The following is a 24,542-nucleotide window of genomic DNA, read 5'->3' as shown; positions in this document are numbered from 1 at the left end:
TCTGTAGCCAGTTGAATGTTTTATACCTTCAACTGGCTATGACTCATTAATCGATGTAGTGCTGATAAAATTGGCTATAAAATAATTTCTCAGGGTCATACTTTGCTTTTAATGCTTTGAAGTGCTTCCAATCAGGATATAGAGTATTGAATTGTTCTTTTGAGGGGAATCGTTGATAGGTTAGGTAATAAGTACCATTATATTTTTGGGCTAAATCAACTAAATGTTGGGTCCAAGTTTTAGCTTTCGATAACCCTTTTTCATCGGTTTCAATATTTATAAACAATACTATAGCAATCATATCATCATTTGCATAGTTGAGAGTACTTTCTTGGTTTTTCTTTAAATAGCGTAGTGTCATACTCAATAAGTTTACATTTTGGGTTGTGAGTTCTTTTCGCAGGTCATCCATGAAGGCCTTAAAAAATACGGTAGGTATAAAGTATTCTTGTAAGATATCGGTGTTATCTGGTGAATGATATGTTAAGAATTTAATAGGAGGACGCATGGCATTATTCCTTGAAAGATGTTGTATCTGACCAGGAATATCGATTAAGTTTTTTTGTAAATGCCAGCGTAATTTTTTTCCTGCAGGACTATGTCTGGATAAATCAAATAAATATTTATTTCGTGTTATATGTTTTTCATTATTAAGCTTTTCAGAAAGTGGTAAATGGTTTTTGCATATGTAGTTTACTGAGTAACACTCTTTTAGAAAACTTTTACCTTTTACGATAGAACATCGGCCATAGTGAAGTGTGACGTTATTATGCTGTAACATTTGTTCCAAGTGCGGCCAGTAGACTGAGTAGTCAATAGGGGTTACTGTTTTTTTGAGGGGCGTATTGGTTGTAAGTGACAGTTCTACTTCTAAAATAACAGCAAGTGATCCATAGCCCCCAATGATTGCACTAAATAACTGTGGCGATGATTGTCGGCTAATCACTTTGGTTTCACCATTAGCAAACATGATGCGTAGTTTATTGATCGTTTCAATCAAAGGTCCGTAGCTCGGGTCTCGGCCATGGATATTAGCACTTACTGAGCCGCCGATAGAGAAAATGTTTGATGACTGCATTACCTTTACTGATAGACCATAAGGGTTTATTTTTTGTTGTATTTCATCCCAAGTTACCCCGCTTTGTACTGTAATAGTATGCTCTTTAAGTGATAGATTCGTGATTTGATTAAAATATGACATATCCAGAACTAAGGCATTTGGGTAAGTAATATGCCCGCCTTGGCTATGTCGAGTGCCAGATATAACTACTTTTAATTTGTGAGTATTGGCATATTTAAGTGCTTGTGCTACATCATGCTCTGATCTTACATGGACAACTTTTGTAATTGCTGTTCGATTTAAGTGAGTAATATCATCCCAAGTGGCTGCATAGCTAACATGACAAAGTGTAAAAAAGAAAGCAAGGATTAGCGTGGAGGGTTTAATATACATAAAGGCTTTTAATATGGAGTAAGTGCTCATTACCCTAAATCTTTTGCTCAGCTTACTCAACTCAATAATCAACAAACGTTAGCTTATCAAATTAAGTAGCCATCACTGATACGCTAAGTATTGCCCAGAGCTGCCAATGATTTCTTTCACTCTGGGCGTTAAACAGCACTTGTGTTTTAGACAGGTTACAATTAATAGTGTTGTGAGGTTGTGCCAATGGTGTTTGTCAATGTAAACTCAATATCCCCAGATAAACCTAATGCAGCACGATCATAATAGAGTTCAATGCCATTAGGGATATGGGCTTCGCAGTAATCTGGCACTAGTCTCAATACAGTGAGTTGTAGTGGTGGTTGTTCATTTTTATTGTTTTTGATATCAATTTTAAAATCACTTTTTGATGTACATCCTCCAGATGCAACATGTAAGACAATTGAATTAGGTTCTATATCAAATCCCATTAATACTTCTTTAACACCTTCGGCAAAAGTTGTTGTTGATATTGCCAGAGTGGCAATTAAACTGATAATGCTGTGTAGCTTCATTTTTTCCTCCGTAATCTTGTGTACACATGGATATTCTTTTTGCCAAGTGCAATATTACAATTGAGTTAGCTGTTCTTACTCATAAGAAAATTCTTTAATTTAGCATCCCTCATATAGGCGTTGTTATATTATTTGTTTTATTGAGCATTTACTATAGCATTTAATTAACTATTCATTGTGTATAGTAAACTCAGTAGCTTGTAAGCTATCTTTATTCAGCTATTTACGCAGAATGTTTGTACCGAATTATGAGTGATAAGAAGCTAAGTAATAGTAGCAATGAAGAAGGTTCAGGAACTTTTGTTGTGTTAAATTGAATTTCTCGTATTTGAAATCGATGTGGTAGTTGAGATTCGATTGGATACAGTCTTATACGGTTGAATGGACCTACTTGCTTTGAATAGGCTATATCATGCGTAGAGACAGATGTTGGTGAGGTTAATGCTTCCTCAAAGGCTACGAGTGTTTTAGCGTTAAAGAAAGCGAGGCTAAATTTTGTTAAACTATCATCGTTGACGGCATAGTCATTGTAAATACGGATAAAGTCACTGGAGTATAAAGCGTCAAAACTAAACTCTATATAAGCATTATCCGTATAGGGGCTAACATATACTTGGTTTCGTGTATCTCCATCACTAAACCTTGCAGCAGAACCATAGACAAAATGCATGCCATTTGTTGTTATAGTATCTGCGGTTATGAGTCCTGCATGGGCAAATGAGAAGGTTAAACCTAAAATAAAATACATCAGAACGATCCGATAAAAACAATGCATTGCAGGCCTCACTAGAATAGAGATGATTAAAGATTGAATAGTAAAGAGTGACGGTAGCAATAGGGCAAAAAAGTGTAAATTGGACTTTAGTCTTATAGGTAAGTGTTTTTAGTGCTGGTAGCCATCAGAAATGTTAGCATCTGCTTGGCTGGTAATCATTCTGGCTGGGTAAATATGCACAGTGAGGGAAAATAGGTAGACTGTTTGATTTCAAAGCATTGACATTAAACGACTGAATGAGTCTATTATATGAGCTGTTGCAGGAAGTTTTTTATCGTCACCTACCTGGTATTTTCCGCTTCGAACTAAACAGCCCCCCAAGCCAGCATTCATTGCCCCTATCACATCACTTTCGACATCATCGCCAATCATAAGACATTCTTTGGGGGAGAAAGTAGTAGAACGAACAGCTTGCGTAAAAAAGGTATAACTGGGTTTACCCATAATGATTGCCTGGGTGTTTGCAGCCCACTCTAAAGCATGAATAAAGGCGCCGGCATCTAACATTAAGCCTTGCTTATCTTTAAAATATTTATTTTTACCGATTCCAATTAATAAAGAACCAGCCATACACAGTTGAAAAGCTTTATTGAGTGTGCGGTAGTTAAGTTGTTCTCGAGCATCACCTAAAAGTATGCAGTTTGGCTGATGTTGGTCAAGCTCACTGAAATCTTCTTTTAAGGCCTCGTGAATAAGGCAAAAAGGCCTAAGGTTATTTGCTTTGATGTATTGTTTAGCAGCTATAGGTGCAGTAAACAGCTCCTGACTGTCAATCTTATAACCCATTTTATGTAGTTTGGTAATAATGTTCTGGTGATTCTGGGTGGCGGTATTAGTCACGAAACGCAGCACTAAATCCATTGAGCGTAGTTTTTCAAGTGTTGTTACTGCTTCTGGAATGGGTTCATCTCCTACATATAACACACCACTTAAGTCGATGAGTAAAGCTTTATAGGTAGGTTTCATGTTGTTTCACCACAGGTTATGTAGGATTGCATAAAGTTAGCTGCTCTTTAAAGGTTAGTGATTACTGATGAGGCACGCAAAAATAGAGTACGTAACATGCGTCATATTCAGGGCAATTGAGCTTAGCCATCTATACTACAATTATTCCTTTCAGGGTAAGTATAGGAAAGGGATATCTTATTCGTGGGCCTTTATTTGGGAGTGGTTGTTGATGCGCTAATGGTTATGCCAAAATACTTTTTCTTTTTCATGTTGTTTTATCTATCGACGCTTCAAGCAAGTGATCAAGAACAGATCGTGTTAGCGAATGGCGAGTGGCTGCCTTATTTGTCAAAAAACCTTAAACATTATGGTGTAGGTTCCCATATTGTCTCTGAGTCATTTGCTGAGGTTGGCATATCTGTCAGATATGTTTTTTTGCCATGGAAGCGCGCTTATGAGAGTAGTAAAAAGGGAAAGTATCATGGTACGTTGATTTGGAGTCCATCAAAGGAACGTAAACAATTGTTTTTCTTTAGTGAGCCTGTTGTTTACGGGACCTCAGTTTTATTTAAGTTGAAGAGTCATCATTTTCAGTGGCAGACTTATGATGATTTAGCTGATTATAGAATAGGTGGTGTATTGGGTTATTCCTACCAGTTGGAAGATAACCCAAATATTAGGATTATTCGTATTCCGAGTGAAATTGAAGCATTTAAAATGTTAGCCAAGCAACATATTGATCTTTTCCCATCAGATTTAGATGTAGGCTATGCGACACTTCACGGTAGTTTGCCTGATAGTGTCGTCAACGTGATTGACTATCACCCGAAACCTTATAATGTTACTTCTTACCATTTAATTATTAGTAAAAAAGTAAAAAATGCCCAGGAGCTAATTGATCGATTCAATAAAGGTCTTAATATTCTTAAAGCGGATGGTCGCTATGATCAATATTTACGGGATTCTCGTATGGGTGGATACCAAGTTAAGAAAAAAGAGACTATTAAAGGATCAATTAAGTGAAGTTGTTTTAATGAAAACTTGCTATTAAACTACAGGCTATGAATTAAGGACGTTTCTCTAAAATTCTGTTTAAAGAATAATGATATAAATCGTAGTAAAATTTAGTTTTCCCTACTTTAAAAATGGCTTTATTGATTCGTTCAACATCTTCAATGGGTATGCTAGCTTTGCTAAACATAAAATGAATCGAGTCATCATTTACTGGGTAGTCTAAAAAGATAAACCTTCCTTCAAGGCCCATTTTTTTAACACGAGACTCTAGAAATGTTTTATCATGTAAGACTGCATCAATTCTGTCATACTGGAGCATTCTTAATCGAGTAGAGTCATCAGTTGTTGTAAAAAGAATGTCCGCAAAGGTGGCATCACTTTCTTTTAGACGTTCAAAATCCTTTCCATAAAAGGCCCCTAAATGGACAGCTACTCGCATTTGAAGTCTTGCGATGTCTTTAAGAGTAGTTATGTGCCATTTGTTTTTATCCTCTTTTCGAACCATTAAACGCATTTGTTCAAACCGGTAAGGCACTGAGAAATTAGCAAACTCTCTTCTTTCTTCGGTAATAGAGGCTAGTGCAATCATATCCAGTCTGCCATAACGAATCTCATGAATCGAACGTTTCCATGGCAAATAGATAAACTTGTAATGACAACGTGCTTCAGTAAATACTTTATCGATTAGTTGAATATCGAGTCCTGTTGGTTTTTCAGTAATATCACCCTCCATAAAAGGTTCAAAAGGTAACCAGCCGATACTAATTTCGTCTTTTTTACATAGGTTAATATCTTGAGCAAATGCTTTTGAAAAACAGAATAAGAGGAAGTAAGAACAATAAAGCACTAACTGAAAATTAGAGTGAAATGTCATGTTACTTTCTCTCAAAATGTTTTCTAAAACATATCATAACTGCTTATTTGACTTCATACTAAAACAATTCAATGTTATTGTCTGAAATACTATTACTAGTTTAGTTAGTAACTTAGTGTGTTGATTTAAATAAATTAAGTTTGTCATAGTATGGGTTAGACATCTTTAACCTGTTTGAGTTGTTGTTCTTTAGATTGAGAGTTCTGGCTTACTGTATGAAGTGCCTTAATCACTGACCGAACGCATTCTTCTTTAACTTGAAAGAAAGGAGATAAGTCGATGGACTGCATAAATTTTGCGCTTTGATCATGTAATTCTTTATCATGAATGAGTGCTAAGGCTTTATTGATATAGTCCGTAATGGATGAGGCTCTTAAACTTGGTGGTGCATCAACCTGATTGAAAAAGTCACTATCTGTTTTTTCAAAAAAGTCACCTATAGGGCAATCCATGATGAGTTTAGGTACACCGACCATAGATAAGTCAATATTGGTGTTTACACCACCAAAAGGAAAGGTACCCAACGCAAGGTCACAGTTGGCTAAATCTTGCAGGTACTGAGCATAAGGCTTATGCGTATGGATTACCGTAGGTCCAATGTGTTGAAGTGAAAAGTGGCCAAGATTGTCACCAAAGGCGGAGCGAGTTTGTAAAATAAAAAAGTGAAACTCAACGGCGATATTAGCTTGCTGTTTAATAGACTGACATGTAGCTAAAAAGGAGGGAGAGAGCTTAGGTAAACTACTATTGATCGCTATACGAAAAATGCCATCATGCTGCTCTTTTTCAGGGATTTTATCGGGTAAATCAGGACGACGTGTAAAACCCTGTTGAGGGAAGTTAACGGGTATGACTGTTTCTTGACAATAGGGTGCAAACCCATTTTCTTGCTGATCGATGCCTAAGGGTAATATGTAATCAATGCTGTCACTAAATGAGGCATGAGGATGCCCCAGAAACATAACTTGAACAGGCGCAAGTCTTAGGTTTGCGAAAAAGACTGCCCACCTGCTCATACCAAGAGAGGGATAAATAATCATATCAGCTTGTAAGTCGATAATCTTTTCAAGATCACTGTTGATGGTGGGGACATCATCATCAAGATAAACAACGCGATGACCATCTTCTTCAGCTTTTTTATCAATCATTGTCTTATTGCACACTAAGATAACTTCATAATGTGTTTTTAGTGCTTGTAATATGGAGTGGTAACAGCGGTACATGGAATGGTTTGATTTATAGGTTTCCATACCCATAATAATGCGTTTAACTGGATGTGATAAAGTTGTGGGTATATGGTTTATTTTTTTATGAACTTTTTTATTTATCTGATACGTTACCCAACGCTCACAAAGTTTATTTAATGCTTTTTTAAGGTGATTTTTGTCAGGGTGTTGCAAATAAGTGCAACCCATCCATGGATTAGGTAACAAACCATAAACGACAGGTTCCAAAGGGACTTTATCGAGTAACTGGTAGGCGCTGACAAGCTCAGCACAATTTTGTTCTGATCTTGAGCCAAAACTGCAATTTAAATTATAGAGAAGACCTAGAAAGAAATAACCAGCTGTTTTTGAGTTGTACTCAAACAATAAGTTATGATCAATTTTAATACTGCTTTCTAAGGAAAAAAATAACAAAAGTTGTTGAAAGTCATCATCACTTTGAATGTTAAGGACATACTGGTTATTACAGACTCCTCTAGCGATAAGGATATGATCCATATTTCTATAAGTAGAGGCACTAAAAATATTACCCACATGGCATTTATAAAATAAAAATGAGAGCCGTAAATCATTGCCCATTGAATAAGCTGGATCACTGGCTAATGCAGTAATAGCTGCCGCCAGTCTATTGTAAAGGCTAAGACGTTGACTCAGGGTTTTACGATTATCGAAGGGAATAAAACCGATAAAGTAGGCTTGATTGTTAGTGATATCGTTTGGATCGACAAAAATAGTACCGAACTGGTTGGAGTTATCCATAAACTTTAAGAGCTGTATTAACAGCTTTTCGGCAACTTGATGGTTGCGCCGATAAACTGCCAGCTCAAAATCAGTGAGACCAAAGTCAATCGTTGGTTTGTTGTTTTCAGCCATGATAACTCCCCCCATTGCCCGTTAACGAGTCCATGTATTCATTAGAATGTTGGCTTTTCCTTACGCAAAAATGAGGTGTTGAAACACCTCATTAATAAGTAAGTAGTAAGAAACCCCAATAATTAATAACTACTGTAATAACTGTAGTACTTGTTGAGGTTGAGCGTTAGCTTGGGCGAGTACAGAAATACCTGCCTGTTGCAAAACCTGGGTTCTTGATAATTCTGCTGTTTCTGCTGCAAAGTCTGCGTCTTTGATACGAGAGTTGGCTGCAGCCAAGTTCTCTCTTGCAATTTCCTGGTTTGCAATGGTTGATTCAAAGCGGTTTTGAATGGCCCCTAAGTTAGCGCGTTGAATATTGATTGACTGTAGTGCGTTGTCTACTGCATCCAGAGCACGTAATGCACCTTCAACTGTGGAAATATCAATATCCTGAACAAACTGACCGGTTTCTGCGCCACCATAAGTGCCTGCAGATAAACCGTGGTTGGAAAGTCCATTATTGGTGTTTGATGTTAGCGTTATCGGGTTTGCTGATGATAGTCGAATGGATGACTCATAAACGGCTGTGGCGGCAATACCTGTTGCAGCACTGGTCAGCGTATTGAACACGATATCAACATTGCGTCCATCTTCAGCGAGCAGTTGGACACCCGCAGTACTACTACCGGTATCAACGGCGGTAACTCCCGTTTGACCCGCAATAGCATTGATTGCATCCACCACGGCAATTCGACTCTCTTCGGCATCAGTGGTAGTGGAAAAGCCAGTGGTTACAACCCCATTAATAACAATATTTCCTGTCAATGCGGCTGGTGTCATGGCTGCACCATTCACAAGGTTAGGGTTAGCTATCGCAGTGACACCTGTTTGCTCACTGACTTTATTGATCGCGGCTGCTTTGGTAATTGCACTGGTGTCTTTACTGGTGGAGGAAGCTGTATCGTCCAGAATATTTCCAGCTGGCACAGGGACACCATTGATGACAATATTGCCATCACTTAGTGTATTCCCTGAATCTGCCAGTGAGGAGAGAAATGCACCTGTACCACTGTATTCGCCAACGGCTAACCCGACATTTTGATTAAGCTGGCCATCAGGACCCTGGTCGATTTTAATGGTTGTGCCATCACGGGAGATTAAGGTGAAGCCACCTGCAGCAGTACCTGCCAGTTCTTCTGCGGCAGTGGGAGTGGCACCTGCAGCAACGTTACCCGTTGGTAGCCCAGTGGCTGCAGCGGTTAACCCACCTGCTGCATAAACGAGGGTTATGTTTCGACCATCTTCAGCTTCTAGGGTAATGCCCGATTGATCATCCCCAGTATTTACAGCATTAACACCTGTTTGATCTGAGTTGGCATTGATAGCTGCGATGACCGCATCACGGTTTCCCTCAGAAGAAATACTGGTATTGACGGCCAGTGAGATACGTACTCCATTGAGGAATATATTTCCTGTTTGATCAGCCACCGTTTGTGCTGTTCCCGCAACGGTATTAGTAAGTACCTCTGCGGTTACGCCTGTTTCGTCAGATTCACTGTTAATTGCACTGACTTTAGAAATGGCGCTGGCACTCTTATTAGTCAGTGACGCAGTATCATCCGTCGCTTTAGAGCTTGGAATACTGACACCGTTGATAATAAGATCCCCTTGTACCAGCGCATTGGCGGTCCCTCGAGCACTTACTCCAACATTTTGTGCTGCTCCCAGTTCATCAACTCGGGCACCTTCGATGCCAAACGTGACACTTTCTCCTTCATTGGCACCTATCTGGAAAGTCACTTGGGTGAATGTGCCATCCAGTAATTTAGTACCGTTAAAACTGGTTTGATCAGAAATACGTGCTATTTCTTTTTTAAGCTGCTCGACCTCGGCATTTAACGCTTCTCGGTCAAAGGCATTATTAGTCGCATTGGCTGATTGCAGAGCAAGGTCACGAATACGTAACAGGTTGTCTTTCATTGCTCCAAGTGCACCCTCTGCTGTTTGCGAGAGTGAAACACCATCACCCGCATTGCGGATTGCTACCGATAGGCCTTGAACTTGGGCGTCAAATCGGGTCGAAATGGCAAGACCAGCGGCATCGTCTTTTGCACTATTGATACGAAGTCCTGAAGATAAACGTTGCAAGGCAACGGCATTATCGGTTTGAGACCTATTCAGATTTCGCTGAGCATTCAGCGAAGGAATATTGGTATTAATTATTTGAGGCATGGCTTTTCTCCACCTTAATACCAGCCGGTCTGCTTCCCTTGTATCAAATGTGCGGGTTACGCCGGCAACTTGGCAACAAGTTGAAATTTGCGTTGCCTATGGTGGGGCAATGCTTATGCCAAAGTGAAAAAAAACTGAAAAAACAATTACATAATTATTTAATAAAAATACCACTTAACCATTAATCGACAGGAAACCGGCAAGATAAAACGTTACAAGGCAAACTATTGCCGGTTAAGCCATAGACAATGATTGCCTATTCACTTAGAAAGGCTTCGTGAAAGTTGTTTAGGAAATAACGACGAAAAGGAGTATGTTGCTGTGATCAAGAGAGCTGTATGAACGAAAGGCCAGTATAAAACAGTGGCTCAGTTATTTTTGAGAAAAAAGCGCTTGGAGACGTCTATGGTTAAACCACCAAGCGTAGATATCACAATATAAAAGAATACAGCACTAGCTTTGTAATAAACTTAACACTTGTTGTGGCTGAGCATTGGCTTGGGCTAATACCGAAATACCTGCTTGCTGTAATACCGTAGTTCGGCTGAGTTCTGCTGTTTCTTGAGCAAAGTCTGCATCTTTTATCCTTGAGTTTGCAGAGCTTAAATTTTCCTGAGCAATTGCTTGATTAGCGATAGTTGACTCAAAGCGGTTTTGGATAGCACCTAGTTTAGCGCGTTGTAAATTAATAGATTGAAGGGCATTATCAATAGCGTCTAAAGCCGTAAGTGCTCCCTCTACGGTTGAAATATCGACATCTTCAATAAACTGTCCTGTTTCTGCACCACCAAATGTACCTGCAGTAAGCCCTTGGTTGGTTAAGCCATTTGTTGTATTTGAAGTTAAGGTAAATGAACCTGCCGATGATATTTGTATTGAAGATTCGTAGGTATCAGCAGCGGCTATGCCTGTTGCAGCACTTGTGAGTGTTGAAAAGCTGATGTCAATATTACGGCCATCTTCCGCAAGTAGTTGAACACCACCTGTTGTACTACCCGTATCAATAGCAGTCACTCCCGTTTGACCAGAAATGGCATTAATAGCAGCAATAACCGCTAGTCGACTTTCTTCTGCATCGGCAGATGTGCTAAATGTTGCTGTTGTGACACCATTTATTGTGATATTACCCGTAAGGGCTGCTGGGGTCATCGAAGCACCATTCACTAAATTGGGATTAGCCTTGGCGGTTACTCCGGTTTGTTCACTGACTTTATTGATAGCGGCAGCTTTAGTAATGGCACTGGTTGTTTTGCTGGTTGATGACGCTGTATCGTCTAATACATTACCTGCAGGTATAGGTACACCGTTAATGACAATATCACCTGTATTTAGACTGTTTCCTGAATCTGCTAGGGATGATACAAATGCTTGACTACCACTGTATGTTCCAACGGCTAACCCCACATTCGCATTAAGCTGACCATCTGGACCCTGGTCTATTTTGATATCACTGTTATCACGACTGATTAAGGTAAAACCACCTGCAGTTGTTCCATTCAGTTCTTCTGCCGCAGTAGGTGGATCACCTGCGGCGACGTTGCCTGTAGGTAACCCTGTTGCAGCAGCGGTTAAATCATCGGTACCCCCTCTACCAAAGACAAGCGTTATATTTCTGCCATCTTCGGCTTCTAATGTAATACCAGAGGCGTCAATTCCGGTATTAATTGCAGTGACGCCCGTTTGTCCTGAATAGGCATTGATCGCTGCAACTACCGCATCACGATTGGCATCAGAGGCTAAGCTAGTACCCACTGCTAAAGGAATTCTCACACCATTAAGGAAAATATTACCTGACTGATCTGCCACTGTCTGGTTGGTGCCTGCAACCGTATTTGTGAGTACTTCCGCAGTGATGCCTGTTTCATCAGAGTGGCTATTTATGGCAGAAACTTTAGCTATGGCACTGGCACTTTTATTGGCGATTGATGCTGTGTCATCACTGGCTTTTGAGCTGGTAATGGTCACGCCATTGATGATTAAGTCACCTTGCGTGATGGCATTGGTTGTTCCCCTGGCACTTACGCCTACCGTTTGTGCTGCACCTAACTCATCAACGCGAGCACCATCAATACCAAAGCTAACAGTTTCCCCTTCGTTGGCGCCAATTTGAAATGAAACACTTTTAAATGTGCCATCAAGGAGTTTAGTGCCATTAAAATTTGTTTGTTCAGATAAGCGTTGTACTTCTGCTTTTAATTGTTGTACTTCAGCATTTAAAGCCTCACGGTCTAATGCACTGTTGGAAGCATTGGCTGCTTGTAACGCAAGATCGCGAATACGTAATAAATTGTCTTGCATGGCTCCAAGCGCACCTTCGGCGGTTTGGGCTAATGACACACCATCACCTGCATTACGAATGGCAACACCAAGTCCTGTAATTTGCGCATCAAAGCGAGTTGCTATAGCTAAGCCTGCAGCATCATCTTTTGCACTGTTAATTCTTAAACCAGACGACAAACGTTGTAGGGCGACGGCGTATTGATTTTGAGATCGATTTAAGTTGCGTTGAGCATTCAACGAGGGAATATTGCTATTAATAACTTGTGGCATGTTCCTTGTCTCCCGCCTGGATGGTGCTGAGTGGTAGGCACTATAACCTTAACCTTCAACCTTAACCTTCAAGACATCCCTTAATTTAAAAAATAGAGACTGTTTCTGGACTAGTAGCTAAACAGCAACTCTTATGCCATTGAATAAAAAACTATTATTATTCAAAATAATACGAAGTTTGATGTATTTATTGATGAGTGATAGCGGCAAAAAAATGCCGAAAAAAAGTGACAGAGATAAAGTTATGTGAAATTAAATATACACTTGAATGACTAATATACGACAGAAAATTATTTTATAAAAAAGTGAGGAAAAAAACTAAAGGAAATCAGTTTGTGGTCGTTATTAAAAGTACTACGGAACATTAGATCTCCCCAAAAGTAGTATTTGAGGTGTGTTGGTAAAGGGAGTAACTGACTAAGTAAGGAGCGATCACATGCCTCAGGTCATTAATACTAACCTTGCTTCTATTAGTGCACAGCGGTATTTGGGTATTTCTCAATCAGATAAAGAGCAAGCAATGCTACGTTTGTCGTCTGGTTTAAGAATTAACAGTGCAAAAGATGATGCGGCAGGTTTAGCAATTTCTACTCGTTTTACATCTCAAATTCGAGGTACGACAGTTGCCATACAAAATGCAAATAATGGTATTTCTTTAGCACAAACAGCTGAAGGAGCATTAAATTCTATAGCCAGTAATTTACAACGTGTTAGAGAGCTAGCGTTGCAGTCAGCTAATGGTAGTAATACCGATATTGACCGTGATGCATTAAACCAAGAGGTGCAGCAGTTAGTTGCAGAAATACAAAATGTGGCGGATAAAACCAATTTTAATGGTAAAAACCTGTTGGATGGATCTTTCTCAAACGCATATTTTCAAACTGGAGCGAATCTGGGAGATACTATTTCAGTAAGTATTGCTAGGACCAGTACTGATTCATTAGGTACCTCACTTGAGGCGGGTATTTCTTCAATGCTAACGGGTAATAGCCAGCTAAATGCAGGCGATTTGGTTATTAATGGTATTGCTGTCGGTGCGTCTTCAGGAGCAGATGATACATCATCCACTAATTACCAAGAACGAGGGGCTATAGCAAAAGCAGCTGCTATTAATAAGGTTTCAGAACAAACGGGCGTGATTGCTAAAGTTAATGCGGCAACTATTGCAGGAGGTACTTACTCCAATACCGATGACAAAACCGGGCAAATTACCGTCAATGGTGTGACAATTGATTTAGTAACAGATAGCGCATTAAGTACCGAAGCCAATTTAGAGGCGGTAGTTACCGCAATTAATGAAAAGTCTGGCCAAACAGGTGTTATAGCGTCTTTTGATGGCAATTCAACCACAGGGATTACGCTAGTTGCTGACGATGGCAGAAATGTTGATATTCAAGACGTTTCAGGTAATGCCTCAGCTGACTTTGGTTTAGCCACAGGGAACACCACCTACTTTGGTACATTTACTTTAATTTCACAAGATGGTGAAGATATTACTATCGATTCAACGACAGGTAATATTGATAATGCTGGGTTAGAAGTAGGCACATTCAGTGGTGTAAATGGTGGTTCGGTCGGTGATAATGTTACGAATACAGCATTATCAATTGGTGACTTAGTTATTAACGGTGTTGCGGTAGGTGCTTCGTTAACGTCATTAGATACATCATCAACGACAGGTAACGCAGCGAGTGCTATAGCAAAAGCTGCGGCGATAAATGCGGTGAGCGAAAAGTCTGGGGTGACAGCAAAAGCAAATGCCACAATTGTCACTGGTGGAACAATTACAACAGGTACTGCCCAAAGTGGTAATGTGGTTATTAATGGGGTAGATATCCAGATATCTTATGGTGCAGATGATTCTGCAAGTGATATTCAAAATACTATTATTAATGCCGTTAATTCTAAGTCAGGGCAAAATGGGGTTAGAGCAGAAGCTTTCGGCAGTACTTTCCGGTTGATCGCCGATGATGGAAGAAATATAGATGTCAGTGCGATAAACACAGTGGCAAATGCGGGTTTTTCTGTAGCAACCACTTATAGTTCAGTGTCTCTTACTTCGGCAGGGCAGTTTACACTCACCTCAAATACAGGGTCGATAAGTCGGGCAGGTTTCCAAATAGGTACTTTTGGAGGTCAAGAAGCTGGACAGTTATTGGATGATTTAGATATATCTACCCTGAGTGGGGCAAATGATGCGTTAATATCCATTGATAATGCGATTAGTAGAGTCTCTGAGCAAATTTCAGCGCTTGGTGCCTTGCAAAACCGCTTTTTATCAACTGTGAGTAACTTATCGGTTAATAGTGAAAACCTGTCAGCAGCAAATTCCCGTATTTTGGATGCTGACTTTGCGGCTGAAACGGCTGAAATGAGTCGTGCTACTGTACTACAACAAGCCGGTATTTCAGTGTTGGCACAAGCCAATGCTCAACCCCAGCAAGTGTTGTCGTTATTACAGTAGTAAAATGGACTCCCTTTGTGAGAGGGACGTAGAAATTAGCATAATGTATTAATAACCAGCCCAGACCCTATAGCGGTTTGGGTTTGGTCATGAAAGAGGACATTATCATGGGAGGTATAACACCAATAGGTTCTCCTGTGGTCGCACCTACTGTTGATGATACTAAAAAACACTCGTCGTTAAATACGATAGATAACGTTCAACAGGGGGAAATGCCGCGTGTTGAAAATACAGAGCCGCAGGTTAATGTTAATCAACCCAAAGCATTCAATGAACAGCAAGTTACTGCTGCTATTGAGCAGTTAAATGACTTTGTTTCTGCTAGGCAAAGAGATATTTTATTTAAAGTTGATGATGATGCAGGGCGAGTGGTGATTTCTGTGGTTGATCGGGAATCTGAAGAAATTATTCGGCAGATCCCTGAGGAACTTGCATTGCGTTTAGCTAAAAATCTTAAAGAGCATGGGGATTTAATATTAATTAAACAACAGGCTTAGTAGTGGTTTAATTATGTTTTATTGTGATTAAGATTTTTATACTTTTATGTTAATGGTCAGTATTTTTAGACGTGAGAAAAAGATAAAAAAATAGCCGCCCAAAGGCGACTATTTAAAAAGCAAAAACAAAGTAGATTTATTTGTCTCTATTTTTACTTATGCTTTTTTGCGACGGATGCGAGTCAAACCTAAAAGACCTAGACCCATCAATGCTAAAGCTGAAGGAGTAGGTACTGTGCCTTTAGCGTGAAGTAAATCATTACCACATTCCATAGTGTAATGCAGCCAGAAGTCTGTACCTTCACCCAAGAAGCTTAAGTCAAAACCATTCGCATAGTGGTGAGATGCTTGACCGATTTCTGCGTCACCTTCATAACCTGTTTGAGCATCAGTCAATAGGTCAAGTGTGAAAGAACCAGTTGTTACTTGCTGACCACCACCGGCATAAGCCCAAGGGTTAGAGAATTGGTGGTTGTTTAAAGTCGTTGTTAATGTTTCTGAGTCAGCATCTAACTTGAAGACAGTGTAAGTTAATTGATTCCAGTCGATGTCCAGCACATAGTCATAACCGAAAGTATCTTTTACTTGCTGGCCTGGACCATAAGCACCAGTGTTAGAAGAGAAATCACCGTCAAGGTCGATAAAGATATCACCTGAAGCGAAATTACCCTGACCGTTTTTTAAGTCAAAGCCACTTACGATCCCAACATTGTAGTTATCGCTTTTGATGACGGCTTCAGTATCAAACAGTTGAGTACCTGACTGGCCAACTTCAACTTCTTGATCTTCGTGAGAGCTGCCATACCAGTCATTGTATGATCCAGCTTGAGAATTTCCATCATAAATTGTGAGGTCACCACCTAAAGGTGAAGCCATCACTTGTGAAGACACTGCAACAACTGTTGTAGCAAACAATGCAGCTAATTTATTCATTTAGAATCTCCCTATAACGCCTATGGCGTGTAATAAAAAGTCTGTGAGTTACTTCAAAAGACAATATGCTTGCGAGCGAGAGGTATAAGCATATGTTATGCCAAAAATAAAAAACTTAATAAAAACAATTATTTATATATTTTTTGTGTTTATTTTAAAACTCGCTGTAAAAAAACCTTAATGTGATTAAGTTCTATAAAAACAGTGATTTGGTTTGCTTTTGTGGAAAAAAAACATGTTTTTGTTCACGGTTGGAATGATGAAAAACAAAAAATTTAAATTGCGTCTCACTTATATTTTGTTGTTTTTCAAAAAAGTATGTTTATTCCAAACAGGTAGATAATCATGATGTGTAAAAAAAACTAACAGTGCCTGTGTTTTGATGCGTGGGAACTAGGAATTCGCACTGTTTTAACCATTGCTTAAAGGTGCATGTTTCTTTGATGAAAAAAATATTGTGAATTAGTTAAAGTTTTTTTGGGGCATGTCGCTAACAGGAATAGACAGGTTATCGCCATGAATTCGGTGCGCAAGTTCGGATGAAGGGATGGCCTGATGAGATGGCTTGTTGGATGAAGTAGTGAGCAGGAGTTTGAGACATGCCACAAATAATTAATACCAATATCGCCTCGCTGAATGCCCAGCGTAATCTGGATAGATCACAGTCTGCGCAGGATACTGCATTACAGCGGCTCTCATCTGGTTTGCGTATTAATAGCGCACGTGATGATGCTGCTGGCCTGGCGATTTCGACACGTTTTGAATCACAAATCCGCGGTACCAATGTCGCAATTCGTAACTCAAATGATGGTATTTCTTTAGCGCAAACCGCTGAAGGTGCCTTAAAATCTGTTACCACAAACTTACAACGTATTCGTGACCTGGCATTGCAATCTTCTAACGGTAGTAACACTGAAATAGATCGGGAGGCACTGAATGCAGAGGTACAGCAACTGATTTCAGAAATTGAAAATGTTGCTGAGAAAACGAATTTCAATGGTAAAAAGCTGTTAGATGGTTCATTTGATAATACGATCTTCCAAACAGGCGCTAATTTGGGCGATACCATTGGCGTTAGTATTGCTAAAGTATCAACAGATGGTTTGGGCTCTGCACTGGAAGCAGGCATTTCCTCAAATGTGACTGGGAATGCGCAGCTAAGTGCGGGTGACCTAGTCATTAATGGTATCGCTGTTGGTGCATCCTCAGGTGTTGATGATACATCTTCTACCGCTTTCCAGGAGCGTAGTGCTATTGCCAAAGCTTCAGCAGTTAATAAAGTTTCTGAGGAAACGGGTGTTATTGCTCGCGTTGACTCTAATGCTGTGGCTGGTAACACTTACTCAAATACTGATGATAAAACGGGTCAGTTAACAGTTAATGGGGTAACTATTGACTTAGTGACTGACGGTGCTCTCAGTACTGAAGCCAACTTACAGGCTGTTGTTACAGCAATTAATGAGAAATCAGGCCAAACTGGTGTTGTTGCATCCTATGATGGCAATGCAACAACAGGTATTACACTGACTGCTGAAGATGGACGAAATGTAGATATAGCTGATGTATCTGGTAATGCCTCAGCAGACTTTGGGCTGGCAACAGGAAACTCTACATACATAGGTACCTATACACTGATCTCTCAAGATGGCAGTGACATCAGTCTTGATACCACTACAGGAAATATTGACAACGCAGGGTTTGAAGTAGGGTCCTTTAGTGGTGTCAACGGCGGAGCTGTAGGTGATAATGTTACTGCTAACGCATTAGTGACAGGTGACCTTGTTATCAATGGGGTTGCGGTTGGGCCTTCTCAGTCATCCTTTGATACAGCATCAACCACTCAAAATGACGGCTCTGCGATATCTAAAGCTGCAGCGATCAATAAAGTAAGTGATCAAACTGGTGTAACTGCTGTTGCTAATACAACGGTTGTTACTGGTGGGGCAATTACTACGGGTACAGCACAAAGTGGTAACGTGGTCATCAATGGCATCAGTATTGCCATATCTTATGGGGCTGCTGATACTACTAGTGATATTCAAAACACCATTATCTCCGCTGTTAATACCAAGTCAGGTCAAACAGGTGTTAAAGCAGAAGCATTTGGTAGCACTTTCCGCTTATTAGCTGATGATGGTCGTAACATTGATGTTAGTGCAATTAATACTGTAACCAATGCTGGATTTACCGTTGCCACTACGCGAAGCTCTGTAGGCCTCATCTCTGGAGGGCAGTTTGAGCTATCAACAGATACCGGAAATATTAACTTTGCAGGCTTCCAAGTTGGTACTTTTGGAGGGCAGGAAGTCGGTCAGCTGGTAAGAGATATTGATATCACCTCTGTTGAAGGTGCAAATGAGGCACTTGTCTCTGTCGATAATGCCTTACAGCAAATATCCAAACAACAGGCGGAATTGGGTGCAATCCAAAACCGTTTCCTATCAACCATTAATAACCTGTCAGTGAGCAGTGAAAACTTATCAGCTGCCAACTCTCGTATCCAGGATGCGGACTTTGCGGCAGAGACTGCTGAGTTGAGTAGAGCTCAGGTGCTCCAACAGGCAGGTATTTCAGTCTTGGCACAAGCCAATGCAAGGCCACAGCAGGTTCTGGCTCTCCTGCAGTAACAGGACGCCAGAGAATAGGGATGAACCAGACCCAGGCCAGCAATGGCCTGGGTATACGTGTTGGTTAAAAAAGGATAAATGAGGTGCACTATGAATGACCTCAAAGTGTCAACGTCGATAGTTAGCACACGTGAGCTTGATACAAATAAAGGTAAGCTATTGCCTCAGGCTGATCGGCAAGGGCTAGTGAGCGTTAATCAGTCCCCTACGGCTACAGGTCACACCTCACAAGCAAAGTCTGTGCAAGAAGCACAGTCAGCCACGGAAGAGCAGCTGTTGGATAAGCAGGAAACGCTTCGTGAGCAAGTTGAGCAAGCAGTTGCTCAGCTCAACGACTATGTACAGACAGTACAACGGGACTTACTGTTTAAGCTCGATACAGATAGTGGTGAAACCGTAATTTCAGTCATTGACCGGAGCACCGATGAGGTTGTTCGGCAGATTCCTGATGAGGTTGCACTACGTTTGGCACGAGATTTGAAGGATTCTGCATCATTTGAGTTATTTAACACGAAGGTGTGAGGCTAAAGTCTTGATGTTAGATGGATTTATAAGGTTTTACGTTAAATAGATAAAACAGGTAAAGATTTGCCGCTTCTTGCCGTTACTATAATTGATGAAAGGATAATCAATTTTGTGTTGAGTACAAAGATTTATGAGTAACGACAATTTGATTCGCCGCGTGATGCAGCAATTCCAGAAAGGAATGATCTTATGGCCAGCATTAGTTCAGTAGGTTTTGGTTCAGGTGTATTTAGTTCAGAGCTAATTGACCAGTTGGTGCAGGTTGAACGTGAACCTACTGTAAAGCGTTTAGACCAGCGGGAAGCTGAAATAAATACGCAGTTATCTGACTTTGGCCGTATTCAAAGTGCATTAATTAACCTTCGACTTTCTGCACGCGTTTTAAGTAATCCTGATGCTTTAGGTGCTTTGAAAGCGACATCAACAGCCAGTAATTTTTCAGCGACGGTTGATGACTCCTCTGCGGTAACGGGCACCTACAGCGTTGAAGTAACTGAGTTGGCTCAGGCGCACGCGATTGCCACAGGTGTTTTTGTTGATAAAGAAACAACATTAGGCACAGGTACACTGAATATTACCGCTGGAGGCACTTCTGCAGCTATTACTATCGATAACGGTAATAACACTTTGGAAGGCGTGCGTGATGCGATTAATGCTGAGTCGGACCTTGGTGTGACTGCCAGTGTGATTGACACGGGTAGTGGTTATCAACTGGTACTGGCAGCAACTGAGACGGGTCTAGATAATGCTGTTGAAGTGAATGTCACTGATGATGATGGTAATAACATAGATACTTCAGGCTTATCACAACTGGCATTCAATGGTAGCGCGCAAAACCTAACTGAAACCGTCGCGGCACTGGATAGCAGTGTCAAAATTAATGGTATTACCCTAACACGTAGCAGCAATGTGATTGATGATGCAATTGAAGGGGTGACATTAAACCTGACGGGCAAAAATGCTGGCTCACCCGCTACATTGAAGCTTGAGCTTGATAGTAGTGGCATTACTGAGCGTGTTCAGGATTTTGTTGATAAGTACAATGAACTGCAAACCCTGGTTAATGAAGTAACTGCTTTTGATACGTCCACAAATCAATCTGGAAGTTTGTTAGGGGATGCTTCTCTTCGTAATATCATGTCACAAACACGAAATCTGCTGGGTAGTATCGTCAGTGGACTAGAGAGTGCGGGGGTGAGAACCCTATCTGAAATTGGTATTACCACTAAAGCCAGTATTGGAGAATCATCCTCTGATAGTGGAACCCTGATTTTTGATGCAACAACGTTTAAACAAAAGTTAGCTTCGTCCCGCGATGATATTATGGCGATTTTTGCAGAGCAGGGACGTACAACCGATAGTCAGGTTAAGTTTCTTTCTTCAACAGATTTAACAAAAGCGGGTAGCTATAGCATTAATGTGACACAACTTGCCACCCGAGGAGCGCTGACAGGAAGCCTTGGACTGGCCGCACCCGTGACCATTGATGATGATAATAATAATTTTAAAATTAAGGTTAATGGTGTTGAGTCTGCCGACATAACCCTTACCAATGGCAGCTACACACTGGATGAATTGACGACAGAAATTGCTACACAAATTAATGCAGATAGTAATTTAAAAGGCGCTAATGCCACCGTCAATGTCAGTGTTGATGGCAGTAACCAATTGCAAATTACTTCAACAAAATATGGTAGCAGCTCGACTATAGAATTTACTCAAGTGGACACAAACTCAGCAGCAACCTTAGGGCTTTCTGTGGCTACAGGTACAGCAGGTGTTGATGTTGCTGGAACCATCAATGGTCAAACGGCAACAGGTGTTGGCCAAACTTTAAAAGCGGCAACGGATGATGACAGTACGGGTATTAAGGTGCAAATCACTGGGGGCAGTACTGGTGATCGAGGAACAGTCACATTTATTGAAGGGGTTGCTGAGCAGTTAGTCAGTCTGGTGACCAGTTTCGTCTCTGTTGATGGAGCCTTATCAACTAAAACGGATGGCCTTAATACAACGTTGCAGCAAATAAGTGATGAGCGAGTAAAACTTGATGAACGCCTGGAAAGCTTTCGTGATCGGATAACCAAGCAGTTTATCGCCGCAGATATTTTAGTGACAAAACTGCAGTCCACTCAGGATTATATTAAGCAGCAGCTGGATGCTCTGAATGGTGTTAACCAGAAAAGTTAAAATAAAAAAATAATGAAAGTGCTGCGTTTCTAACACGTGGCTTTTACAAAAACGACTAGTTAAGCAACAGGCATAGGATGTAGCGATGAATGCAATGAATCAACTTCAGCAATATCAGTCAGTAAATCGAGAGACAGGGGTAATTGATGCCGATCCTCATAAGCTAATCCAGATGTTATATGACGGGTTAATTGAGCGGTTGGCAACTGCCCGTGGCTTTATTTTGCGTCAAGATTTTGAAGCAAAAAATGTCTTCATTAATAAGTCGATAGAAATTCTGGAAGGTTTGCGCTCTTTTTTAGACCACGACCAGGGTGGAGAGTTGGCTGCTAATTTGGACAATTTATATCAGTATATGGAATTGCAGTTATTTAATGCCAATGCAGACAATGATGCAGATAAAGTCGATGAGGTCATCAAGCTTGTAAAAACGGTCAAGGATGGCTGGGATGAGATTCGCTCTGAAGTCATGAAATCTTAACCTCATAGCGTTTCGATTGATACCGTTGTTTAACTGATTAATTAAAAAGTCTGATACTGAATAATGCACGTGGTTAAGGTGGATGGTTATGACAGGCTCTGATCGAGGTAGCACGACAGTTGCGCAATTAGAGCAGCTACAAAGTGACTTGCAACATGCTTTACTAAACCAAGACTGGTCGAGTGTGACTGACTTAGATGGACGTTGCCGCAATATTGTTGGTGCTGCAATGCAGCAGGGAGCTCCCGCTGATTTATTAGTGGCTATGGGTAAGCTATTAAGCACATACCAACATGTCATTGATGCTTGTGCTGCACATAAACAATCATTAAGTGCTGAAATTCATCGTTTACAGCGACACAAGCAAGGCGTTGCTGTTTACCAGCAAATGCAATAACTTTCCATAGCAATAATTTAGTTACTATGAATATATGGTTATAACAGTCCTGCTGTGGTACTTCTTTAATGTCCTTTATTAGCCGTTAGTGAGAAAGTATGTATAGATTATTGAATACTGACTTCCTGTCTGAGGCTAAGTTACTTACCTTACTTTTTACTCACCAGGTCATTTGACCGACGCTTTTTTATTGTCTTTACTCACACATACTGAGTCAAAAAACCAGCGTTTTTTCAAGACAACAACCGTTTTGTTAGCAATCTGTCCGAAAACTGTCTTATTGCTTATTTGGGTCATTGAGTTGTTGTAGCAATATGCCCCGTAGGTATCGTCTTAAATACTCATTTTTTAGCGTGTGTGTAGAGAGCAACGCCCATGTGGCAAGAAGCAAAGATACTGCTAGTTGATAGTGAGCCGCATCGTCGTGATGATCTGAAGATTATTCTCGAGTTTTTGGGGGAGGAAATCCTGTTACTTGAGGATAATCAATGGCAACAAGCGGTTGTTGATATTGATGCGGTCAAAGATATTGCAGCTATTTTTCTGGGGCAGATTAGCCTGCCGCTTACAACAATCATCCAGCAGATACATGACTGGGAGCCTTCTGTACCCGTATTACTGATTGGTGACCAGGTACTGCCTGAGGATATGAATATTGATCATCGCCAGCAAGTGATTGCCAATGTTGACTTTCCCCCCACCTATAACAAGCTGCTTGATTCTTTACATCGAGCGCAGGTTTTTCGTGAGCATTTCAATAAGAGTCGAGGTCGTGGACAGCAGCGAGAGCTTCAGTTATTTCGGAGCTTGGTAGGTACCAGTCGTCAGGTACAGAAAGTGCGGGAAATGATGGCCCAGGTGGCTGATAAAGATGTCAGTGTACTGATTACCGGAGAGTCTGGCACGGGTAAGGAAGTGGTTGCCCGAAACCTGCATTATAACTCTCACCGCCGGACTGGGCCGTTTGTGCCTGTGAACTGTGGTGCGATTCCCAGTGAGTTGCTGGAGAGTGAGTTATTTGGTCATGAAAAGGGAGCATTCACGGGAGCGATTTCAACACGTATTGGTCGGTTTGAGTTAGCCCAGGGCGGTACACTCTTTTTGGATGAAATTGGCGATATGCCTTTACAAATGCAGGTGAAGTTATTACGGGTTCTGCAAGAAAAAGTGTTCGACCGAGTGGGTAGCACTAAGGCTATTCAAGCTGATGTCAGAATAATTGCGGCTACTCATAAGCTCCTGGAAGATATGATTCAAGAGGGAACATTCCGAGAGGATCTGTATTACCGGCTTAATGTTTTTCCTATTGAAATGCCCCCACTTCGCGAGCGAGTTGAAGATATTCCATTATTATTGAATGAATTGATTTCGCGGATGGAAAATGAAAAACGAGGGTCAATTCGTTTTAATTCGGCAGCCATTATGTCGTTGTGCCGTCACGATTGGCACGGGAATATCCGGGAGTTGGCAAACTTAGTGGAACGTTTAGCCATTATGTATCCTTATGGTGTTATTGGCGTGCAGGAACTACCGAAAAAATTTCGGCATCTTGCGCCTCAAGATGAAAGCAATGCTGATATTGCAGCCATGTTTCCAGAAACAAACATTACCTCTAGTGGTTTGGTGGGAGTTGACTCACCAGCACTCTTACCTGTTAATGGGTTGGATTTAAAAGATTACCTCAGCAACCTGGAATGTTCGCTTATCAAACAAGCCCTTGATGATAGCCATGGGATTGTCGCTAGAGCCGCAGAGCGACTTCATATTCGCCGAACTACGTTGGTTGAGAAAATGCGAAAGTATGGCCTTAACCGCAAAGAATCATTTTCCGCAAATAGTTAACTTGTAACCCTCCAAAGTCTGTAAATTGACGCTCTCCTTAATCAAGTTTCTAACCTATTGAATTGTCTGACTATTTAGGTTTGGCCTGGACCTTGCTTTATCTTTAAAAAGTTT

18 protein-coding genes are annotated in these 24,542 nt (G+C 40.7%); 9 read left to right on the top strand and 9 right to left on the bottom strand.

All coding sequences use genetic code 11. From position 1 onward, the window contains the following. Positions 1 to 46: 46 nt before the first annotated feature. From KCG35_RS05450 to KCG35_RS05435, 4 genes are all read right to left on the bottom strand, one after another. Positions 47 to 1,483, bottom strand: a complete 1,437-nt coding sequence (locus KCG35_RS05450) for an FAD-binding protein (RefSeq protein ID WP_215818653.1) — start codon at positions 1,481 to 1,483, stop codon at positions 47 to 49. A 161-nt stretch (positions 1,484 to 1,644) separates the two neighbouring features. Continuing rightward, positions 1,645 to 1,998, bottom strand: a complete 354-nt coding sequence (locus KCG35_RS05445) for a hypothetical protein (protein ID WP_215818652.1) — start codon at positions 1,996 to 1,998, stop codon at positions 1,645 to 1,647. A gap of 223 nt (positions 1,999 to 2,221) precedes the next feature. Further along, a complete protein-coding gene (locus KCG35_RS05440) occupies positions 2,222 to 2,773 on the bottom strand; it encodes a hypothetical protein (protein WP_215818651.1) in 552 nt (183 codons plus the stop codon). 210 nt (positions 2,774 to 2,983) lie between these two features. Continuing rightward, entirely contained in the window at positions 2,984 to 3,739 is a 756-nt protein-coding gene (locus KCG35_RS05435) for a TIGR01458 family HAD-type hydrolase (protein ID WP_215818650.1), read from the bottom strand. 183 nt (positions 3,740 to 3,922) lie between these two features. Between KCG35_RS05435 and KCG35_RS05430 the strand changes: the two genes are divergently transcribed. After that, positions 3,923 to 4,744, top strand: a complete 822-nt coding sequence (locus tag KCG35_RS05430) for a substrate-binding periplasmic protein (RefSeq protein ID WP_215818649.1) — start codon at positions 3,923 to 3,925, stop codon at positions 4,742 to 4,744. A gap of 43 nt (positions 4,745 to 4,787) precedes the next feature. Here KCG35_RS05430 and KCG35_RS05425 read toward each other — a convergent pair whose 3' ends face one another. The 4 genes from KCG35_RS05425 to KCG35_RS05410 form a co-directional block, all read right to left on the bottom strand. Next, positions 4,788 to 5,609, bottom strand: a complete 822-nt coding sequence (locus KCG35_RS05425; protein ID WP_215818648.1) for a substrate-binding periplasmic protein — start codon at positions 5,607 to 5,609, stop codon at positions 4,788 to 4,790. A 155-nt stretch (positions 5,610 to 5,764) separates the two neighbouring features. Further along, the gene (locus tag KCG35_RS05420) at positions 5,765 to 7,708 is read right to left on the bottom strand and encodes a hypothetical protein (protein ID WP_215818647.1); all 1,944 of its coding nucleotides are present in this window, start codon (positions 7,706 to 7,708) and stop codon (positions 5,765 to 5,767) included. 129 nt (positions 7,709 to 7,837) lie between these two features. After that, a complete protein-coding gene (locus tag KCG35_RS05415; protein WP_215818646.1) occupies positions 7,838 to 9,922 on the bottom strand; it encodes a flagellin N-terminal helical domain-containing protein in 2,085 nt (694 codons plus the stop codon). 453 nt (positions 9,923 to 10,375) lie between these two features. Then, on the bottom strand, positions 10,376 to 12,472 hold the full coding sequence (locus KCG35_RS05410) for a flagellin N-terminal helical domain-containing protein (protein ID WP_215818645.1): 2,097 nt from the start codon (positions 12,470 to 12,472) through the stop codon (positions 10,376 to 10,378). Positions 12,473 to 12,908: 436 nt separating this feature from the next. Between KCG35_RS05410 and KCG35_RS05405 the strand changes: the two genes are divergently transcribed. Further along, positions 12,909 to 14,936 (top strand): flagellin N-terminal helical domain-containing protein, encoded by a 2,028-nt coding sequence (locus KCG35_RS05405; protein ID WP_215818644.1) that lies wholly within the window; start codon positions 12,909 to 12,911, stop codon positions 14,934 to 14,936. 89 nt (positions 14,937 to 15,025) lie between these two features. Further along, entirely contained in the window at positions 15,026 to 15,433 is a 408-nt protein-coding gene (locus KCG35_RS05400; protein WP_215818643.1) for a flagellar protein FlaG, read from the top strand. A 156-nt stretch (positions 15,434 to 15,589) separates the two neighbouring features. Here KCG35_RS05400 and KCG35_RS05395 read toward each other — a convergent pair whose 3' ends face one another. Then, positions 15,590 to 16,366, bottom strand: a complete 777-nt coding sequence (locus KCG35_RS05395; protein ID WP_215818642.1) for a PEP-CTERM sorting domain-containing protein — start codon at positions 16,364 to 16,366, stop codon at positions 15,590 to 15,592. Positions 16,367 to 16,965: 599 nt separating this feature from the next. Between KCG35_RS05395 and KCG35_RS05390 the strand changes: the two genes are divergently transcribed. The 6 genes from KCG35_RS05390 (at position 16,966) to KCG35_RS05365 (ending at position 24,428) form a co-directional block, all read left to right on the top strand. Continuing rightward, positions 16,966 to 18,993 (top strand): flagellin N-terminal helical domain-containing protein, encoded by a 2,028-nt coding sequence (locus KCG35_RS05390; RefSeq protein WP_215818641.1) that lies wholly within the window; start codon positions 16,966 to 16,968, stop codon positions 18,991 to 18,993. 90 nt (positions 18,994 to 19,083) lie between these two features. After that, the gene (locus KCG35_RS05385; RefSeq protein ID WP_215818640.1) at positions 19,084 to 19,515 is read left to right on the top strand and encodes a flagellar protein FlaG; all 432 of its coding nucleotides are present in this window, start codon (positions 19,084 to 19,086) and stop codon (positions 19,513 to 19,515) included. Between the two features lie 192 nt (positions 19,516 to 19,707). Beyond that, the gene (gene fliD, locus KCG35_RS05380) at positions 19,708 to 21,708 is read left to right on the top strand and encodes a flagellar filament capping protein FliD (RefSeq protein ID WP_215818639.1); all 2,001 of its coding nucleotides are present in this window, start codon (positions 19,708 to 19,710) and stop codon (positions 21,706 to 21,708) included. Positions 21,709 to 21,793: 85 nt separating this feature from the next. Continuing rightward, on the top strand, positions 21,794 to 22,189 hold the full coding sequence (gene fliS, locus KCG35_RS05375; protein ID WP_230409027.1) for a flagellar export chaperone FliS: 396 nt from the start codon (positions 21,794 to 21,796) through the stop codon (positions 22,187 to 22,189). Between the two features lie 88 nt (positions 22,190 to 22,277). Beyond that, on the top strand, positions 22,278 to 22,586 hold the full coding sequence (gene fliT / locus KCG35_RS05370) for a flagellar protein FliT (protein WP_215818638.1): 309 nt from the start codon (positions 22,278 to 22,280) through the stop codon (positions 22,584 to 22,586). A 375-nt stretch (positions 22,587 to 22,961) separates the two neighbouring features. Continuing rightward, positions 22,962 to 24,428, top strand: coding sequence for a sigma-54 interaction domain-containing protein (locus KCG35_RS05365; protein ID WP_215818637.1), 1,467 nt, complete (start codon positions 22,962 to 22,964; stop codon positions 24,426 to 24,428). Positions 24,429 to 24,542 lie beyond the last annotated feature (114 nt).

Source organism: Zooshikella harenae, assembly GCF_018837975.1.
GTDB lineage: Bacteria > Pseudomonadota > Gammaproteobacteria > Pseudomonadales > Zooshikellaceae > Zooshikella > Zooshikella harenae.
The sequence above is the reverse complement of the archived record's forward strand: the minus strand, read 5'-3'. Positions and strand labels throughout refer to the sequence as shown.

Bases quoted from the DNA above. Each gene is read 5' to 3' on its own strand.
- KCG35_RS05450 (WP_215818653.1), bottom strand. From the start codon at position 1,483: ATGAGCACTTACTCCATATTAAAAGCCTTTATGTATATTAAACCCTCC.
- KCG35_RS05445 (WP_215818652.1), bottom strand. From the start codon at position 1,998: ATGAAGCTACACAGCATTATCAGTTTAATTGCCACTCTGGCAATATCA.
- KCG35_RS05440 (WP_215818651.1), bottom strand. From the start codon at position 2,773: ATGCATTGTTTTTATCGGATCGTTCTGATGTATTTTATTTTAGGTTTA.
- KCG35_RS05435 (WP_215818650.1), bottom strand. From the start codon at position 3,739: ATGAAACCTACCTATAAAGCTTTACTCATCGACTTAAGTGGTGTGTTA.
- KCG35_RS05425 (WP_215818648.1), bottom strand. From the start codon at position 5,609: ATGACATTTCACTCTAATTTTCAGTTAGTGCTTTATTGTTCTTACTTC.
- KCG35_RS05420 (WP_215818647.1), bottom strand. From the start codon at position 7,708: ATGGCTGAAAACAACAAACCAACGATTGACTTTGGTCTCACTGATTTT.
- KCG35_RS05415 (WP_215818646.1), bottom strand. From the start codon at position 9,922: ATGCCTCAAATAATTAATACCAATATTCCTTCGCTGAATGCTCAGCGA.
- KCG35_RS05410 (WP_215818645.1), bottom strand. From the start codon at position 12,472: ATGCCACAAGTTATTAATAGCAATATTCCCTCGTTGAATGCTCAACGC.
- KCG35_RS05405 (WP_215818644.1), top strand. From the start codon at position 12,909: ATGCCTCAGGTCATTAATACTAACCTTGCTTCTATTAGTGCACAGCGG.
- KCG35_RS05400 (WP_215818643.1), top strand. From the start codon at position 15,026: ATGAAAGAGGACATTATCATGGGAGGTATAACACCAATAGGTTCTCCT.
- KCG35_RS05395 (WP_215818642.1), bottom strand. From the start codon at position 16,366: ATGAATAAATTAGCTGCATTGTTTGCTACAACAGTTGTTGCAGTGTCT.
- KCG35_RS05390 (WP_215818641.1), top strand. From the start codon at position 16,966: ATGCCACAAATAATTAATACCAATATCGCCTCGCTGAATGCCCAGCGT.
- KCG35_RS05385 (WP_215818640.1), top strand. From the start codon at position 19,084: ATGAATGACCTCAAAGTGTCAACGTCGATAGTTAGCACACGTGAGCTT.
- fliD (WP_215818639.1), top strand. From the start codon at position 19,708: ATGGCCAGCATTAGTTCAGTAGGTTTTGGTTCAGGTGTATTTAGTTCA.
- fliS (WP_230409027.1), top strand. From the start codon at position 21,794: ATGAATGCAATGAATCAACTTCAGCAATATCAGTCAGTAAATCGAGAG.
- fliT (WP_215818638.1), top strand. From the start codon at position 22,278: ATGACAGGCTCTGATCGAGGTAGCACGACAGTTGCGCAATTAGAGCAG.
- KCG35_RS05365 (WP_215818637.1), top strand. From the start codon at position 22,962: ATGTGGCAAGAAGCAAAGATACTGCTAGTTGATAGTGAGCCGCATCGT.